This window comes from uncultured Erythrobacter sp. (assembly GCF_947499705.1).
In the GTDB taxonomy this organism is placed as follows: domain Bacteria; phylum Pseudomonadota; class Alphaproteobacteria; order Sphingomonadales; family Sphingomonadaceae; genus Erythrobacter.
Map to the genome: position 1 here is coordinate 2,447,975 of NZ_CANMPJ010000001.1, position 14,702 is coordinate 2,462,676.

Sequence of the window (14,702 nt, forward strand, 5' to 3'; positions counted from 1 at the left end):
CGCAAAAGCTCTAGGGAGAGGGAGCCAAGCATGGCGAAAGCAGCAATCCTGGAAACTCCGGGCGAAGGGCTAGTGATCGGAGACGTCGAGTACTCCGATCCGGCCCCGCACGAAGTGCTGATCGACACCAAGGCCTGCGGGCTTTGCCATTCGGACTTGCACTTTATCGACGGAGCCTACCCCCACCCGCTTCCGGCTGTACCTGGCCACGAAGCGGCAGGCGTGGTGCGCGCGGTCGGCAGTGAAGTGCGCTCAGTGAAACCGGGCGATCACGTTGTCTCGTGTCTGTCGGCGTTCTGCGGCCAGTGCGAGTTCTGCGTGACCGGGCGGATGTCGCTGTGCCTGGGTGCAGCCACTCGTCGGGGCAAAGGCGATGCGCCGCGCATGACCCGCGCCGATGGTTCGCCGATCAACCAGATGCTCAACCTCTCCTCTTTGAGTGAGCAGATGCTGATCCACGAAAACGCCTGCGTTTCGATCGACAAGGACATGCCGATGGATCGCGCGGCTGTGATCGGTTGTGCGGTGACCACCGGTGCTGGCACGATCTTCAACGCCTGCTCCGTGACACCCGGCGAAACCGTACTGGTCGTCGGTTGTGGCGGCGTTGGCCTCGCTGCGATCAACTCGGCCAAGATTGCGGGTGCGGGCAAGGTGATCGCCGCCGATCCGCTGCCGGAGAAACGCGCGCTGGCGGAAGCATTGGGCGCGACGCACACAGTGGACGCCCTTGCCGATGATGCAGCCGCGCAGATCCTTGAGATTTCCGGTGGCGGTGTCGATTACGGGATCGAAGCGGTTGGTCGTCAGGCAGCAGCAGATCTTGCGGTGGCCTCGCTAAGGCGCGGCGGGACGGCTGTGATCCTCGGCATGATGCCGCTCGATTGCAAAGTCGGCCTGTCGGCGATGGACCTGCTCAGCGGTAAGAAGCTGATGGGCGCAATCATGGGCGGCAACCACTTCCCGGTCGACCTCCCTCGCCTCGTCGATTTCTATATGCGCGGCTTGCTCGATCTCGACACAATCATTGCGGAGCGCATTTCGCTCGACGACGTGAATGCAGGCTTTGACAAGATGCGCGAGGGTCATTCGGCGCGCAGCGTGGTGGTATTTGACTGATGGCTAAGAACGAAAGCGGCATGCCCGACATCGACTTCGACAAGGAAATGGTCGGCACGGTCGAAGTGCCAGACGCGGACAAGCTCGATCTTGAGAAACTGACGACATGGTTTGAAGCCAATGTCGAAGGCTTTGAAGGGCCGATCAGCTACACGAAATTCAAGGGCGGGCAATCGAACCCGACCTATAAGATTGAAACGCCCGGTGCGAACTACGTGCTGCGCCGTCAGCCATTCGGCAAGTTATTGCCAAGCGCGCACGCGGTTGACCGCGAATACAAAGCTATGACCGGCCTGCATCCCACCGGCTTTCCGGTACCAAAGACATACGGACTTTGCGAAGACCCCGACGTGCTCGGATCGAAGTTCTTCGTGATGAGCATGGCCGATGGCCGCTCGCTCTGGAATGGCGCATTGCCCGGGTGCACGCCGGAGGAGCGCCGCGAGCTCTACAACGCGCTGATCGATACCATCGCCGATATGCATCTCAACAAGCCGGACGAAATCGGCCTTGGCGATTATGGCAAGCCAACCGACTATTGTGCGCGGCAAATCTCGCGCTGGTCGAAGCAGTACAAGCTGTCCGAAACAGAGCACATGCCCAAGATGGAGCGGCTGATCGAATGGCTGCCGGAAACCATTCCGCCGCAGCACGAAAGCAGCGTTGTTCACGGTGATTACCGGCTCGACAATGTGATCTTTCACAAGACCGAAAACCGGATCATCGCGGTGCTCGATTGGGAGCTTTCGACACTCGGCGATCCGATTGCCGATTTCAGCTATCTGATGCTCAACTGGTTCCAGCCTGCCGATGGGCGTGCGGGATTGCTCGGTCTTGATCTGCCGGAACTCGGCATTCCGACAGTCGAGGAAGCGGTCGAACGTTATGTCGCGCGCACTGGCTATCCGGTGCCGCCGATGGACTGGTACTTCGCCTACAACCTGTTCCGGCTCGCAGGGATCATGCAGGGCATCAAGAAGCGCGTCATCGATGGCACCGCTTCATCTGCGCACGCCAAGTCAATGAGCGACCGGGTACTGCCGCTGGTCGAACGCGCGTATATGTTCGCGCGCGACGCCGGGATGCCCGAGTAAGCTCTAGAACGAAGCGTTGAAGCCGACTAGCACGCCCGTATCGGCGGGTGCGTTGGCGAAGTGTCCCGGTTGATGCCGGTAGAAGAAGCTCGCATTTGCGTAGCCGAATAGCAGTGGCGAGCCCCACGCCAGCTCGCCCATGATTTCGCGACCCTCGGGCGAGAGCGAGAGGGTCTGGCGTCCGATGATCGGGCTTTCGGTTGCGTAATCGTATGCCACTGGCAAGTCGAGGGCGAGCGTACCTCCGCTGACACGAAGGGGCTGACTCAGGCGCAAGCCAATACTGTCGCCTGATGCGAATGTGCTGCGCTTCGTCAGGTCTAGCGACCATGCTTCACTGAACAATTGCGACCCGTCGCCTATCAGTGAACCACCACGCGGGCGGGTCAGTCCGCCTCGCAAGGCCGCGCTGATACGCCAATTCCGTGCGAAGGAATGCGCAGCCTGCGCGTCGACGAAAAGCGTGTCAGCCCCTTGTAGCCCGAACGCCGAGTTGAAGTGCGCGCCAAGTAATGTGTTGTCTTCGGTCAACCACGTCGCTGACAGCACTGTGTCCAGCCCGCCAAACGCTCTGTCCGCAGCCAAACTGAAGCTCGAAGTTGGTCGTCGTTCACGCAATCCAAACACAACGTCGCCCGCGCGGCGCCTGTCCCCTAACCAGGCGCGTCCGCGCTCAGCTGAAACTGTCAGACCCCACGGGCCGACCGTGTGCCGGGCTGCAAAGGCAATCTCGCTGCTGTCGAGGAATCCAGCATCGCTGCCCGCTTGGGGCCCAATGGCGAAGGCAGGTCGGTCTGCGCCTTGCAGTTGCCCGACGAGCCCCTTCGCTCCCTGCGAAATCGCAAAGCCCAGCTGTAAATCGGGTGCCACGCGCGCTGCAACGCGGGCGGCCAACACGCGTGCGCCATCAGCTTCATCGGGCGTCAGTTGCAGATTGCCGGTCCAATTCAGCCCCGCAGCACGCTGCCCCTCGCCTATCGTTACGGCGGCGGCGAAACCGCCGCCTGAAACCGAGCGGTTGATCCCGGCCCGCTCAACCGCGCCTCGCAAACGCTGAAGCTGCGCTGCATTTCGGGCGTTGCCGCCCAACGCGACATTGTAGGCCCGGTCATAGCTATCGAGCACCGTCGTGTTGATCTGCGCGCCGCTTAGAGCATCACCCATCGCTGCAGACCCGAGCGCAAAATCGTCCGCCAGAGCCAGTGCCGTCCCAGTACCCGCCACAGTGGTCGTCCCCTGCGGTGCAATGGCGGCGGCGATGTCGAGAATACCGGTTCCGAAGACCGCATCGTCGCCAGTCGTCCCGGCATCGCGCGCCGTATCGAGCAGGATCTCGACGATTTCATTGGCCGTCAGGTTTGGAAAAGCCTGGGCCAGAATTGCGACCGCCCCCGCCACCTGCGGAGCGGCAAAACTGGTGCCGGAAAACAACGTTACAAATTGATCGCCGCCGATCGTTTCAACGAACACTTCGCCGTTGTCGTAGACGCAGCAAATGCGATCTCCGCGCGCCGAAATATACGATCCAGCAAAGTTTCCGGCGCGATTGCTGAACCCGGAGGCGTCGCCATTGGCGTCGACCGAGCCGACGATTATGACATTGCCATTGCCCGCCTGCAGGATGCTTGAAGCAAACGGGTCGGGTTGATCAGGGTCGATGCCGGGCTCCGATCCATCGCCGCCATTGCCTGCTGCCACGACAACCACAATCCCGGCATTCGCGGCACGGCCAATCGCATTGAGCAACACTTGCGAGGCAGCGCCGCCGCCGAGACTAAGATTGACGACTGTGGCACCGTTGTTGACTGCCAAATCGACACCAGCAGCGATATCGCTATCTGCAAACACACACCCAAGCGTGGCATCTTGCGGAGTGTCTGCACCGCACGAACCCGGTTGATCCGCCCGAGCCGATAGGATCTGCGCATCGAATGCGATGCCAAGCACACCGTCATCATTGCGAGCGGCGGCCGCGACGAGGGCGACGTTTGTTCCGTGATCGTCTTCAGGATCAATCCCGCGATTGCCCGCGACGTCGGCAGAATTCGGGTGGACGCGTCCCGCAAATTCGGGGCTGTCGCTGTCAATGCCGGTGTCGACCACCGCGATGATCTCGCCATCGCCAGTGAAGTTTTCCGTCCATGCCGCATCGGCACCGTGAAATTCGGGTCCATCGGACCGACGAAACTCGGCAGTGTCGAAATTCGTTGGCGGAGGAGGTGGTGGAGGCGGAGGCGGAGGGGGCGGCGGGGGTGGAGGTGGCGGTGCCGCAATCGGACCAGGATTCACACCGCCTCCCCCGCCCCCGCACGCAGTCAGTGCAGCGCACGCGACGCTCGCCGCAACCACCTTCCAGGTGATAGGAGCGCGCGGATCATTCGCGACGGGAACAACCTTCTGGGAATGCAGCGTGGGGGTTTTGGGCATATGGTCCATCCTTACATCACCCCTTGGCATCGATTCATACGCACATGGTTATCGCGATTACAAGGGATTGCCCGTGGGTCAGGTGCAACTTTGCGTTAACGCGCTCAGCGGCCTTGCCGCGCTTGTCGCACCCCGCTAGCAGCGCGAGCGCAACCACGCGGGCGTCGATTTGTTCGCGTGCCATTCTTGGCCTGTCGCCGGAGGAACTATGACCGACACCCTTATCGCCGAAATCGAAGCCGCTTGGGAAACACGAGGTGAGATCACGCCGGGCAGCGAAGTTCGTCATGCCGTCAGCGACGCGCTGGCACTGCTCGACAATGGCGAAGCGCGCGTTGCCGAGCCCGATGGGAGCGGCGGTTGGCGTGTCAATCAGTGGCTGAAGAAAGCGGTGCTGCTGTCATTCCGGCTCAAAGACAACCGGGTGATGGAGAACGCATCGGGCGGCGCACCGGCTTTCGATAAGGTATCGACGAAATTTGCCGGATGGGGTGATAATCGTTTCAGAGAAGCTGGCTTTCGCGTGGTGCCCGGTGCCGTGGTGAGGCGCGGCAGCTTTATCGGCAAAGACGCTGTGTTGATGCCGAGCTTCGTCAATATCGGCGCCTATGTCGGTGAGGGCACCATGGTCGACACTTGGGCAACTGTCGGCTCGTGCGCGCAGATTGGCAAAAACGTCCACATTTCGGGCGGTGCCGGGATCGGCGGCGTGCTCGAACCTTTGCAGGCGGAGCCGGTGATCATTGGCGATGGTGCGTTCATCGGAGCGCGCAGCGAAGTCGCCGAAGGCGTGCGCGTGGGCGAAGGCGCCGTGCTTTCGATGGGCGTTTACCTCGGAGCGTCGACCAAGATCGTCGATCGCGCGACAGGCGAAGTCCACATGGGCGAAGTGCCGCCCTACGCTGTGGTTGTGCCCGGATCGCTGCCGGGCAAGCCACTACCCGACGGGACACCTGGGCCGTCGCTCTATTGCGCAGTGATCGTGAAAACCGTCGATGCTCAAACGCGGTCCAAGACTGGCATTAACGACCTGCTGCGCGATTGATTGGGCAAGAGATTTCCCAATCCTTCTCGGAACGAGTACACTGCCTTTCCGTTAGCATCCCATAGGGAAAACACCGGAGGGACTATGACCGACCAAGACGAAGCCATTCACATCGAAGACGACGATGCACGCGCTGCGAGCACGCCGGGCATTCTTCGCTATGTTCTCGGCATCAGCCTGTTCCTCGCGGTGATCGCGATGAGCCTAGTCTGGATTATTCCAGCGCTTTATGGCTGATCACTCTCCGTCGCCGGTTGGGATCAAAGACTCAATCGGCGGCTGACTGGTGACGCTAGCGGCGTATTGTTCGGCCTGACGCAGCACGCGAATTGCGTTGCGGCTGGAGATCAGTTCCAACTCGACTTGCGAGTAGCCACGCCGGGCGAGTTCTTCGAACAGCGCAGGATAGCCGCTGGTGTCTTCGAAACCGACGGGGCCAGTCGGCATACCATCGAAATCGGCGCCAATCCCGATGGATTCCACACCAGCATTCTCGCGAATATGATCGATGTGGTCGGCCATGTGGCTGACCATGGTTTGTGGTTCGGGGTTTTCAGCGTCCCAAGCATCCATCGCCGCCTTCACGACATCCGGCTGCCCTTGAAACAGCGATTTCTGCTTGGCCTCAAGCGCTTCCCGCTCGGCATACCACTGCCGGCGCTCGTCATTCAGGAAGCCGGGTAGCGCCACGACCATCACGATCCCGCCATTTTCGGGCAGGCGCTGGAGCACGCTGTCGGGTACATTGCGCGCATGGCCATTGATCGCGCGCGCGCCCGAGTGGCTGAAAATAACCGGAGCCTGCGCAACATCCAGCGTGTCCATCATGGCCGCTTCACTGACATGGCTTAGGTCGACCAGCATGCCGATGCGGTTCATTTCGCGGATCACATCCTTGCCGAAATCGGTCAGACCATCGTGCTCGGGCGTATCGGTCGCGCTATCGGCCCAAGGTGTGTTCTTCGAATGCGTAATCGTCATGTAACGCGCGCCCAGTGCGTACATCTGGCGCAGCACCGCGAGGCTTGATCCGATCGAGTGGCCACCTTCCATACCGAGCAACGATGCGACCTCGCCATTCGCCATCGCGCGCTCAACCTCATCGGCGGTCTCGGCGTAGCGCAGGCTGCCCGGATAGCGCGCAATCAAGCGCTTCATCACGTCGATCTGCTCCACCGTCATCTGCACCGCCTCCGGCTCGCTAAGGCTGACGGGCACGTAGACCGACCAATATTGCGCGCCCACTTTCCCTTCGGCGAGGCGCGGAATGTCGGTATGCATCACGCGGCCTTCCGGATGGGTTTCGCCGGTACCGGTCGTGTCGAAGAAATCGAAGTCGTTAATCTGGTTGTCAAATCGCGCGCGCAGCTGGATCGGCACGTCGTTGTGGCCGTCGAATATGGGAGCCGCTTCAAGTGCTGCGGTCGCCGTGATCACCGCTGGGTCGGTCTCAACCACTGGGGCGATGTCTTCCTCCACGCTTTGCGCGGCTAACGGAGTGGCCAGACAGGCGGCGATGGCGACAAGCGAAGTGGCGAAACGTTGCATGATGATCGAAACTCCCAGTAGGGCGGCGACAAAGGGGATGTGTTGTGAAACAGACCGATAGCGCGCGCGCACTGATCGAACAATTGGAACTCGCACCTCATCCTGAAGGCGGATGGTATCGGGAGACGTGGCGCAGCGATGAAGAGGCGTCTGGCCGGGCGAAGGGTACCGCGATCCTGTTCTTGCTGACGTCAGATCAGCGATCGCACTGGCACCGGGTTGATGCGGATGAACTATGGTTCTGGCAGAGCGGCGATCCGCTCGATTTGTTGATTGCCGATGACGATGCCGGACCCGTCAAGAGCATCACCCTTGGCAGAGATGTCACGTCAGGTCAGAGTTTGCAGGGCCTCGTTCCGACCGGAGCTTGGCAAGCAGCCGAGCCATCCCCGCCAAGCGAAAAGGCCGCCGGCTACACACTCGTTTCCTGCGTGGTGGTACCTGGCTTTGAATTCGCTGGGTTCGAGCTTGCTGCGCCGGGCTGGAGCCCGGGCGCGTGATCAAATCCGGTTTGCGGATATTGCTGGCGGCATTCTACGCCTTCGCAGGGTATGCGCATATTGTGAGGCCGGAGCCGTTCCTGACGATCACACCCGACTGGGTGCCCTATCCTGAGGCGGTGATCTTTTGGACCGGCATTGCAGAGGTTGCCGGTGCTATTGCTCTCGTACAACCGTTCTCAATGAAGCTGCGTCAAGCCGGAGGCGTGGGTCTCGCCCTCTATGCGCTGTGTGTCTGGCCGGCGAACATCAATCATTTCGCGATAGATATGGCGCGCGAGGATGGCGGGTTGGGCCTCGTCTATCATGTGCCGCGCATGATCGCTCAGCCACTGTTGATCTGGCTCGCGCTATGGGTTGGTGGCGTGATCAAAAAGCCATGACATCTGACGCCGAAAGCGCGATCATCGAATTGCTCGATCAGCGCGGGGCAGGAAAGACGATCTGTCCGAGCGAAGCGGCACGGAGCTTAGCTCACGGCAGTGGCAACTGGCGCGAGCATATGGATGGGGTCCACAAAGCTGTCGACACGATGGTCGAAGCCGGGTCGATTACCCTATCGCGGAAAGGAAAAGCGACCAGCCGGCGGCGCGGGCCATATCGCATCGCGCGCCGCCAGCCGACCTGATGTGCTTCACCTGAACTTAGGTGAGGTGCTTTGAAACAGCAGCAGTCATCTTGAACATGGAGATCTGGTCCTTGCCGATCACCGCGCCAAGCTTCGCATCAGGATTGATCTGACGCTTGTCTTTGCTGTCCTGAAGGCTGTTCGCCTTGATGTATTCCCAGACCTTTGAGGTCACCTGAGCGCGAGTCATCGGACCTTTGCCGATCACTGCTTCGAGTTCACCCGAAAGTTGCACCGGTTTCTGCAGTGCGTTGGTTTTTCCAGCCATGATATTCTCCCTTGTAGTTCTGGCAGGTTAGTCGAGATCTTCGTCATCCCATGCCTCATCATCACCAGCCGTGCCGGTGAACGGAGCGGTTAGTACCGCGCAGCCCATGACATTGCCTTCGAGTGTCTTGATGAGATCGGCCCGGCTTGCGCCCGGCATGAGAGTGAGTGGAAGGTCGGTTGCAAAAATCTGAAACACATAGTGCCGCGTTTCGCCTTCGGGCGGATCGGGCAAAAGCCATTCCGAGTTGCCTTGAGCATTCTTACCCGTGCGCGGCGGGACTTCTCCTTCGAGGAGCTTACCGCGCTGTCCGGCGAGGCCCCATACCAGCCAATGGCACTGCGGCTCATCACCAGCGGTCGTCGCGTCCTCGACAATTACGATCAGCTCCTGCGCGCCAGGCGGCGGTGCCGTCCATTCCAGCGGCGGCGCGACAGCGTCTTCTTCTTTCGCGGTAAAGCACGGATCGAGTTCTTCGCCGCTATCGAACGCAGGGCTGCTTAAAGCAAAGCCTCCGCGCCCAAACGAGCGCGCATCACCAAGGCTCGCAATCGCGAGGCCTCCGTGGCGCGCGGCTGCGGGCAGCTTCGAAGAGAGCCAATCGGGCAGTTCAGGCATGATTCTGTCGTCTCATGATGGGGCGACGCTAGTCCCTTCCCCGGCGAGAAACGAGGGACGCCCAAGGAATTTGCCCCGGATTCTGCGGAAAACCCGACGAAAATCGTGTAAATTCAGCCACGGTCCATCGGGAATGGGGTGATTGTGGATGCAAATTCTTGCTCAGCAGCCCGTCGGCGGGCATGTTTTGCCTGAATTTGTCGCATACCAAAAACGGAATATCCGGAGTCGCACCCCCATGAAAATCGGCCGCACAACGCTTTCTGCAACCCTTGCCCTTGCGCTTGTCGCATGTGGAGGTGGTGGTGGAGGATCCAATGCACCTCCCACGCAAGGCGGCCCGACCCCAACTCCAACCCCGACCACCGCAGCCTGCGCAATCTCGGAACAGATCGACTTTGCGGATCGCGTGCTGGACGAATGGTATCTATTTCCAAACCTGCTCGACAATTCGGCCAATGCCGCAAGCTTCAGTGATGTTCAGTCATTCCTGGATGCTCGTGTTGCGCCAGCTCGCGCGCAATCCTTTGACAAGGGTTTCACCTTTGCGACCTCGATCCAGGCCGAAAACGATCTGATCAATTCAGGGGCGAGCGCCGGCTTCGGCATTCGTCTGGCCTATGACACGGTCAATAATAGAGTTTTCCTGCTCGAAGCATTCGAGAACGCCAATGGCTTTGCCGCCGGGATGGACCGCGGCACGGAATTGCTCGCGATCGGAACCTCCAGCGCGAATCTGCAGACGATTAGCTCGCTGATGGCGTCAGGCGGACCTCAGGCGGTCGTGAACGCGCTGGGCCCGTCGAATGCCGGTGTTTCGCGCGTGATCCGCTTCGCGCAGCTTGGCGGCAATGTGATCGAGACCACAGTTACCAAGACCGATTTCGCGCTCGATCCGATATCGGACCGCTATGGTACCTTGATCCTCGACGACGGCGGCAAGAAAGTCGGCTACCTCAATCTGCGCACATTCATTGTCTCCGACGCAGCCGATCAGCTTCGCGCTGCCTTCGGTGAGTTCGGACGCGAAGGTGTCACCGAGTTGATCCTCGATCTGCGCTACAATGGCGGCGGATTGGTAAGCGTTGCGGACACGATGGGCGATCTGATGGGACAGGGCCGTGTCGGTCAGTTGTGGAGCGAGACTGTGCTGCGCGCGTCGAAGTCATCGGAGAACTCTTCCGAGCTGTTCGAAAACGAAGTCAACGCGATTCAACCGACCAAGATCGCAGTGATCGGCACGCGCAGCACAGCTTCGGCTAGCGAGCTCGTGACCAATTCAATGATACCCTATGTCGGCAACGGCATGGCTCTGATCGGTTCGAACACGTCGGGCAAGCCTGTCGGCCAGTTCGGATTCGACCTCGCCGCCTGCGATCTGCGCGTGCGCGCAGTGACCTTCCAGACGCTGAACGCTGACGGCAACGGCGAGTACTTCACGGGCCTTGCCAGCGTGATGCCAAATACGTGCCGTGCCGACGACGACATCACGAAAGCGTTCGGCGATCCGACTGAGGATTCCATCCGGGTCGCGCTCGACTTCCTTGGTGGGCGGACATGCGCCGCTCCGATTAGTGGCGGTGCGGGCCAAACGGCGCAAAGCGTCGGCGGGCGCGAGGTTCTCCAACCGACGCGTCCTAACGCGGCGCAGTACGAGATCCCCGGATTGTACTAAGAGCGGCTTCGACCGCGATCAGTCGGCAGACAGTCCAGCGCCTGGCGATCCCGGACCAGCCGATGCGACAACAGCGGTCGAAATGACGTATTCGGCAGCGGCGGGCTTGGCGATCAGCTGAGCGTGCAGCTGACGAATGCGTTCATTGTGTCTGTCGAGATCACCGGAATGTAGCACGTATGGGATTTTCCGGCGATCCAATTCTTGGGCGACCGGAAAACACGTATGCCCTTGTCCCAGTGACACATCGAGCACCGCGACATCGATGGCATCGCCGCAGTCCGCAAGCAGATCGAGCGCCGCCTCGCATGTCGTTGTCGAATGCACGGTGTAACCCTGATCCTCAGCCGCAAACTCAAGATCCATCAGGATCAGCGGCTCATCTTCGAGCAAGAGGATGGTAAGCTTGTCCGCCATCACTCTTTTCGCGTCGGCAGCGAGATTGTCGCTGTCAGGCCGTTTCCATTCCACTGACGATCAATCGAGCCTTGCCCGGCTGCGAGGAGCCGGTCGACGATTGCCGTACCTGTTCCAGCCATGATCGCATCGGGATCGACACGTGGCCCTCCTTCTTCGGCCCATGTTATGACCAAGGCAGATTCATCGTCCGTGGTCTGCCAATCGACCACGATTTTGCCGTTTTCGTTCGCCCACGCGCCGTGTTTGGTCGCATTCGCGGCCAGTTCGTGCAGGATCAGGCCTACGATCGAGATGGCAGTGAACGGCATGCGCACGTTCTCGCCTTTGAAGATCAGGCGCTCCTCATCGCGGTCATACGGCAGCAACACCGCCTTGATCGCTTCGCCGATTTCGATGCTGCCGCTTGAAGCGTCGTCGAGTGTGGTCTCATAAGCGCGGCCCAAGGCCTGAATGCGCGAATTGATCTCACCCGCCTCGCCTTGAATGCCGCGAACCCGGCCCGTCACATTGACGATGCCAGATATCACCGCGAACATATTTTTCATGCGGTGCGAAAGCTCACGCGCCATCTCTTTGGCGTGGCGCTCTTCGGCTCGCGCGGCGCGGACGTCGGACACGTCCCACTGACTTCCGAAGAAGTAAACGAGTTCGCCTTTGTCATTGTAGATCGGACCAAGGTGCAGCGCGTTCCAGAACGTCGTGCCGTTCTTGCGGTAGTTCAGCATCTCAACCACCACGACGTCTTCGTTGGCGATCGCCTCGCGAATGCGCGCCACCGGCTCCGGATCGGTCTTCGGGCCTTGAAGGAACCGGCAGTTGCGGCCCAGGGTTTCTTCCTCGGAATAGCCGGTCAGCCGCCGAAACGCGCGGTTCGCAAAGACAATGGGCAGATCGGGTTTATGCGGGTCGCACAGCGTGATCGCCATGCGCGTTTGCGCCATCGCCTGTTCAAACAGGACACCTGAAGCGCCAGAAAACTGGTCACTCGTATTGCCCGCTCGAAAGCGATCGGGTGCATCGTCGAACCGCAAGGAGGCCTGGTCGGACCTCCTCCGGTCATTCTCGTCGTCGGTATTCACTGTTACCTGCTTTCCCGCCGCTCACTCCGATTTAGGGGAGAGTGCCGGCGGTTGATATGTCGTTACCTGCTAAACGGAGCGACGCACTGCGCGTTCCGAAAAACTGGGCTTTCGACACGAAATTGGAAGCAAGTATCCGAGTTTCCTAGTGTTTATTTTGCAACTCATTTGCAATCTTTGCAGGCCAGATCGACTGTCAAAGCAAACGAACTCGATCTCACTCAAAGCCCGTCGGGCACAGTTTCAAATCCGGGGATGTCGCCCAACCCGATCCAGTCCTGCTTGCTCTTGGTATAGCAATGGAATGCCGGCTTCAGGTTTGACGTGTCGTCGAGCGTGCCTGCCTTCACAAACATGACACCTTTTGGCTCATCGACCAATGTGAAGACCGGCGATCCACATTCGGGACAGAACTGCCGCCGAACAGTCGCGCCGCTATCACCGGTGTCGTTGTACGTTTTGAGCTCTCCCGTGAAGCTCACCGCATCTTCTGGAACGCCCACGATGACGGAAAGCGCAGTGCCGGCCTGTCGCTGGCAGTTCTTGCAATGGCACGTCACGCACATCAGCGGCTCAGCTGCCACCGTGTAGCGCACTGCTCCGCAAAGACATCCACCTGTTTGTTCCATGCTGCGTTCCTTGTCGTGCGGGGCGGTTATCGCCCGCTGCTGCGTGTCAGAAGAAATGCCAAAAAGCCGAGCGCGAACACAACGTCCAGAACCAAGACTCCAGCAATCAGTGGCTCACCACCCTCTCCAAATGTCTCTGGCCCCAGAAGCGCAACCACACCCAGTTTGCCGATGACACCGGCCCACAGCACGGGAGCAAAACGCAGCGGGTCACGCGCGACCAACAAGTAGATCACGCCCATACTGAAAACCAGGAGGCCGATGATGCGCGCGTCGATCGTGGCTTCGGGCGATAGCATGCCCGCGAGACCGACAAGAAAATTGAACACGGTTGCCGCCCAGAAGAAGCCGCGCCACCCTTTGCCGACGGTCTCGTCACCGCCCAACTGCATGCCGATCTGTGATGCGTTCATGATGCCTCCTCACCGGTAAATGGCTGACTATCCGTGTAGCCGCAGCCAAGCAGCGTAGCCTCGCCCCATGATATAGTCGCGGTGAACGGGTAGGACCGATCGCTCATGCCGTCGCTGCAATCGCCCGGCGTGATCGCGATCTGGAGCGGTTCGTCTTTCAGCTCGCCCGAATATCCCAGCCCGTTATTCCCGGCGAAGCGGGTCACCGTGATGCCGACCCCGTCGAGATCCTCTGGCGAGGTGAATTCTGCGGCCTCGCCCGAAATCTCGAAGCTCCAAAAGGGCTCCGTGCCCAGCAGATGCAAAGTCTCGTCCTCGGCGATTCCGTCATAGGGTTCAGGATTGTTGCTGATCGAGTCTCCCTGAGCGCACCCAGCAAGCAAGATGGCAGCAGCAACACCGCTACATTTCGCAAATCGAGCGATCATGACTTCCCTTCCCTCAACGCGGCTGATCCTACCGTGCAGTCTACTCAAACGCAAAAGGCGGACCTCGCCAGAGGCCCGCCTTCGCAAATGTAGATAGGTCGTGCTGCGCTTACTGCGGCATCAGAACCGTGTCGATCACGTGGACCAAACCGTTCGACGCTTCGACATCGGTGGCGGTCACGGTCGAGGTGTTGCCGGCTGCGTCGGTCAGTACAACTGCGCCGTCGACCGCGGATGCAGTGAAGGTTCCGCCGCCAACGGTTGTCACCGTGTAGCCACCTTCACCAGCTTCTTCGATCGCTGCGGTAAGTGTGCCGGCGTCGATTGAGCCTGCGACGACGTGGTACTGCAGAATCGCACCAAGCGTTTCGGTGTCATTGGTGGTCAGCTCGGTCAGCGTCGCTTCGTCAATCTTGCCAAACGCATCATTGGTCGGCGCGAAGACGGTGAACGGACCTTCGCCCGACAGTGTGTCACCGAGGCCAGCTGCGGTCACGGCAGCAACGAGGGTAGAGAAGGTTTCGTCGCCCTGTGCGACTTCGACAATTGTGCCGTCTGCGGTCGCTTCTTCGGCAATTGCGGTTTCATCGGCGGTGGTGTCATCGGTCGCTTCGCCGCCGCATGCAGCAAGCGAAAGCGCGATGGCCGAGACAACTGAGAGTTTGAGGGTGTTCATGGCAAATCCTTGGAATTGGTTGATTTTTAAGTGCGAGGTTTGGGTCGCGAGGACACGGTAGTAAAGCGCGGCCTCTGTACATATACGAATGCATCGTCCCGCCGGATGTTCCGAAAGATATGTCTTGCACGTGAA

Annotated in this window: 19 protein-coding genes; 8 read left to right on the forward strand and 11 right to left on the reverse strand. The window is 60.0% G+C overall.

Annotated elements, in window-relative coordinates:
* The first annotated feature begins 30 nt into the window (after positions 1-30).
* A complete protein-coding gene (locus Q0837_RS11445; protein WP_298469085.1) occupies positions 31-1,119 on the forward strand; it encodes a Zn-dependent alcohol dehydrogenase in 1,089 nt (362 codons plus the stop codon).
* Complete coding sequence (locus tag Q0837_RS11450; RefSeq protein WP_298469087.1) at positions 1,119-2,213, forward strand: phosphotransferase family protein; 1,095 nt, start codon at positions 1,119-1,121, stop codon at positions 2,211-2,213. The genes Q0837_RS11445 and Q0837_RS11450 overlap by 1 nt, the downstream gene beginning before the upstream one ends.
* A 3-nt stretch (positions 2,214-2,216) precedes the next feature.
* Here Q0837_RS11450 and Q0837_RS11455 read toward each other — a convergent pair whose 3' ends face one another.
* Both Q0837_RS11455 and Q0837_RS11460 read right to left on the reverse strand, forming a co-directional pair.
* Entirely contained in the window at positions 2,217-4,640 is a 2,424-nt protein-coding gene (locus Q0837_RS11455) for a S8 family peptidase (protein ID WP_298469090.1), read from the reverse strand.
* A gap of 34 nt (positions 4,641-4,674) precedes the next feature.
* Positions 4,675-4,824 carry a hypothetical protein gene (locus Q0837_RS11460; protein WP_298469092.1) on the reverse strand — a complete coding sequence of 50 codons (150 nt, stop codon included), beginning with the start codon at positions 4,822-4,824 and terminating at the stop codon, positions 4,675-4,677.
* Between the two features lie 24 nt (positions 4,825-4,848).
* Between Q0837_RS11460 and dapD the strand changes: the two genes are divergently transcribed.
* Entirely contained in the window at positions 4,849-5,685 is an 837-nt protein-coding gene (gene dapD, locus Q0837_RS11465) for a 2,3,4,5-tetrahydropyridine-2,6-dicarboxylate N-succinyltransferase (RefSeq protein WP_298469094.1), read from the forward strand.
* 84 nt (positions 5,686-5,769) lie between these two features.
* Entirely contained in the window at positions 5,770-5,922 is a 153-nt protein-coding gene (locus Q0837_RS11470; RefSeq protein ID WP_298469096.1) for a hypothetical protein, read from the forward strand.
* Here the strand turns inward: Q0837_RS11470 and Q0837_RS11475 are convergent, their stop codons facing one another.
* A complete protein-coding gene (locus tag Q0837_RS11475; RefSeq protein WP_298469099.1) occupies positions 5,923-7,233 on the reverse strand; it encodes a dipeptidase in 1,311 nt (436 codons plus the stop codon).
* A gap of 44 nt (positions 7,234-7,277) precedes the next feature.
* Between Q0837_RS11475 and Q0837_RS11480 the strand changes: the two genes are divergently transcribed.
* Genes Q0837_RS11480 through Q0837_RS11490 form a run of 3 tightly spaced genes read left to right on the forward strand, consistent with a single transcriptional unit; the run spans position 7,278 to position 8,361 of the window.
* On the forward strand, positions 7,278-7,733 hold the full coding sequence (locus tag Q0837_RS11480) for a cupin domain-containing protein (RefSeq protein ID WP_298469100.1): 456 nt from the start codon (positions 7,278-7,280) through the stop codon (positions 7,731-7,733).
* On the forward strand, positions 7,730-8,116 hold the full coding sequence (locus tag Q0837_RS11485) for a DoxX family protein (protein WP_298469102.1): 387 nt from the start codon (positions 7,730-7,732) through the stop codon (positions 8,114-8,116). The genes Q0837_RS11480 and Q0837_RS11485 overlap by 4 nt, the downstream gene beginning before the upstream one ends.
* Positions 8,113-8,361, forward strand: coding sequence for a DUF3253 domain-containing protein (locus Q0837_RS11490; protein ID WP_298469104.1), 249 nt, complete (start codon positions 8,113-8,115; stop codon positions 8,359-8,361). The genes Q0837_RS11485 and Q0837_RS11490 overlap by 4 nt, the downstream gene beginning before the upstream one ends.
* Before the next feature lie 16 nt (positions 8,362-8,377).
* On the opposite strand, the gene Q0837_RS11495 is transcribed toward Q0837_RS11490, so the two are convergent.
* Together Q0837_RS11495 and Q0837_RS11500 are read right to left on the reverse strand one after the other, a co-directional pair.
* The gene (locus Q0837_RS11495) at positions 8,378-8,629 is read right to left on the reverse strand and encodes an SWIB/MDM2 domain-containing protein (protein WP_298469106.1); all 252 of its coding nucleotides are present in this window, start codon (positions 8,627-8,629) and stop codon (positions 8,378-8,380) included.
* A gap of 27 nt (positions 8,630-8,656) precedes the next feature.
* Positions 8,657-9,247, reverse strand: coding sequence for a YbhB/YbcL family Raf kinase inhibitor-like protein (locus tag Q0837_RS11500; RefSeq protein WP_298469108.1), 591 nt, complete (start codon positions 9,245-9,247; stop codon positions 8,657-8,659).
* 238 nt (positions 9,248-9,485) lie between these two features.
* On the opposite strand from Q0837_RS11500, the gene Q0837_RS11505 reads away from it, so the two are divergent.
* The gene (locus tag Q0837_RS11505; RefSeq protein ID WP_298469110.1) at positions 9,486-10,922 is read left to right on the forward strand and encodes a S41 family peptidase; all 1,437 of its coding nucleotides are present in this window, start codon (positions 9,486-9,488) and stop codon (positions 10,920-10,922) included.
* Positions 10,923-10,940: 18 nt separating this feature from the next.
* Here Q0837_RS11505 and Q0837_RS11510 read toward each other — a convergent pair whose 3' ends face one another.
* The 6 genes from Q0837_RS11510 to Q0837_RS11535 all read right to left on the reverse strand — a co-directional run bounded on the left by Q0837_RS11510 (position 10,941) and on the right by Q0837_RS11535 (position 14,567).
* The gene (locus tag Q0837_RS11510; protein WP_298469112.1) at positions 10,941-11,339 is read right to left on the reverse strand and encodes a response regulator; all 399 of its coding nucleotides are present in this window, start codon (positions 11,337-11,339) and stop codon (positions 10,941-10,943) included.
* Entirely contained in the window at positions 11,339-12,421 is a 1,083-nt protein-coding gene (locus Q0837_RS11515; protein ID WP_298469115.1) for a PAS domain-containing protein, read from the reverse strand. The genes Q0837_RS11510 and Q0837_RS11515 overlap by 1 nt, the downstream gene beginning before the upstream one ends.
* 221 nt (positions 12,422-12,642) lie before the next feature.
* Positions 12,643-13,050 carry a GFA family protein gene (locus Q0837_RS11520; protein ID WP_298469117.1) on the reverse strand — a complete coding sequence of 136 codons (408 nt, stop codon included), beginning with the start codon at positions 13,048-13,050 and terminating at the stop codon, positions 12,643-12,645.
* Positions 13,051-13,076: 26 nt separating this feature from the next.
* Positions 13,077-13,463 (reverse strand): hypothetical protein, encoded by a 387-nt coding sequence (locus Q0837_RS11525; protein WP_298469119.1) that lies wholly within the window; start codon positions 13,461-13,463, stop codon positions 13,077-13,079.
* A complete protein-coding gene (locus Q0837_RS11530) occupies positions 13,460-13,891 on the reverse strand; it encodes a hypothetical protein (protein WP_298469120.1) in 432 nt (143 codons plus the stop codon). The genes Q0837_RS11525 and Q0837_RS11530 overlap by 4 nt, the downstream gene beginning before the upstream one ends.
* Before the next feature lie 109 nt (positions 13,892-14,000).
* Complete coding sequence (locus Q0837_RS11535) at positions 14,001-14,567, reverse strand: fasciclin domain-containing protein (RefSeq protein WP_298469121.1); 567 nt, start codon at positions 14,565-14,567, stop codon at positions 14,001-14,003.
* Positions 14,568-14,702 lie beyond the last annotated feature (135 nt).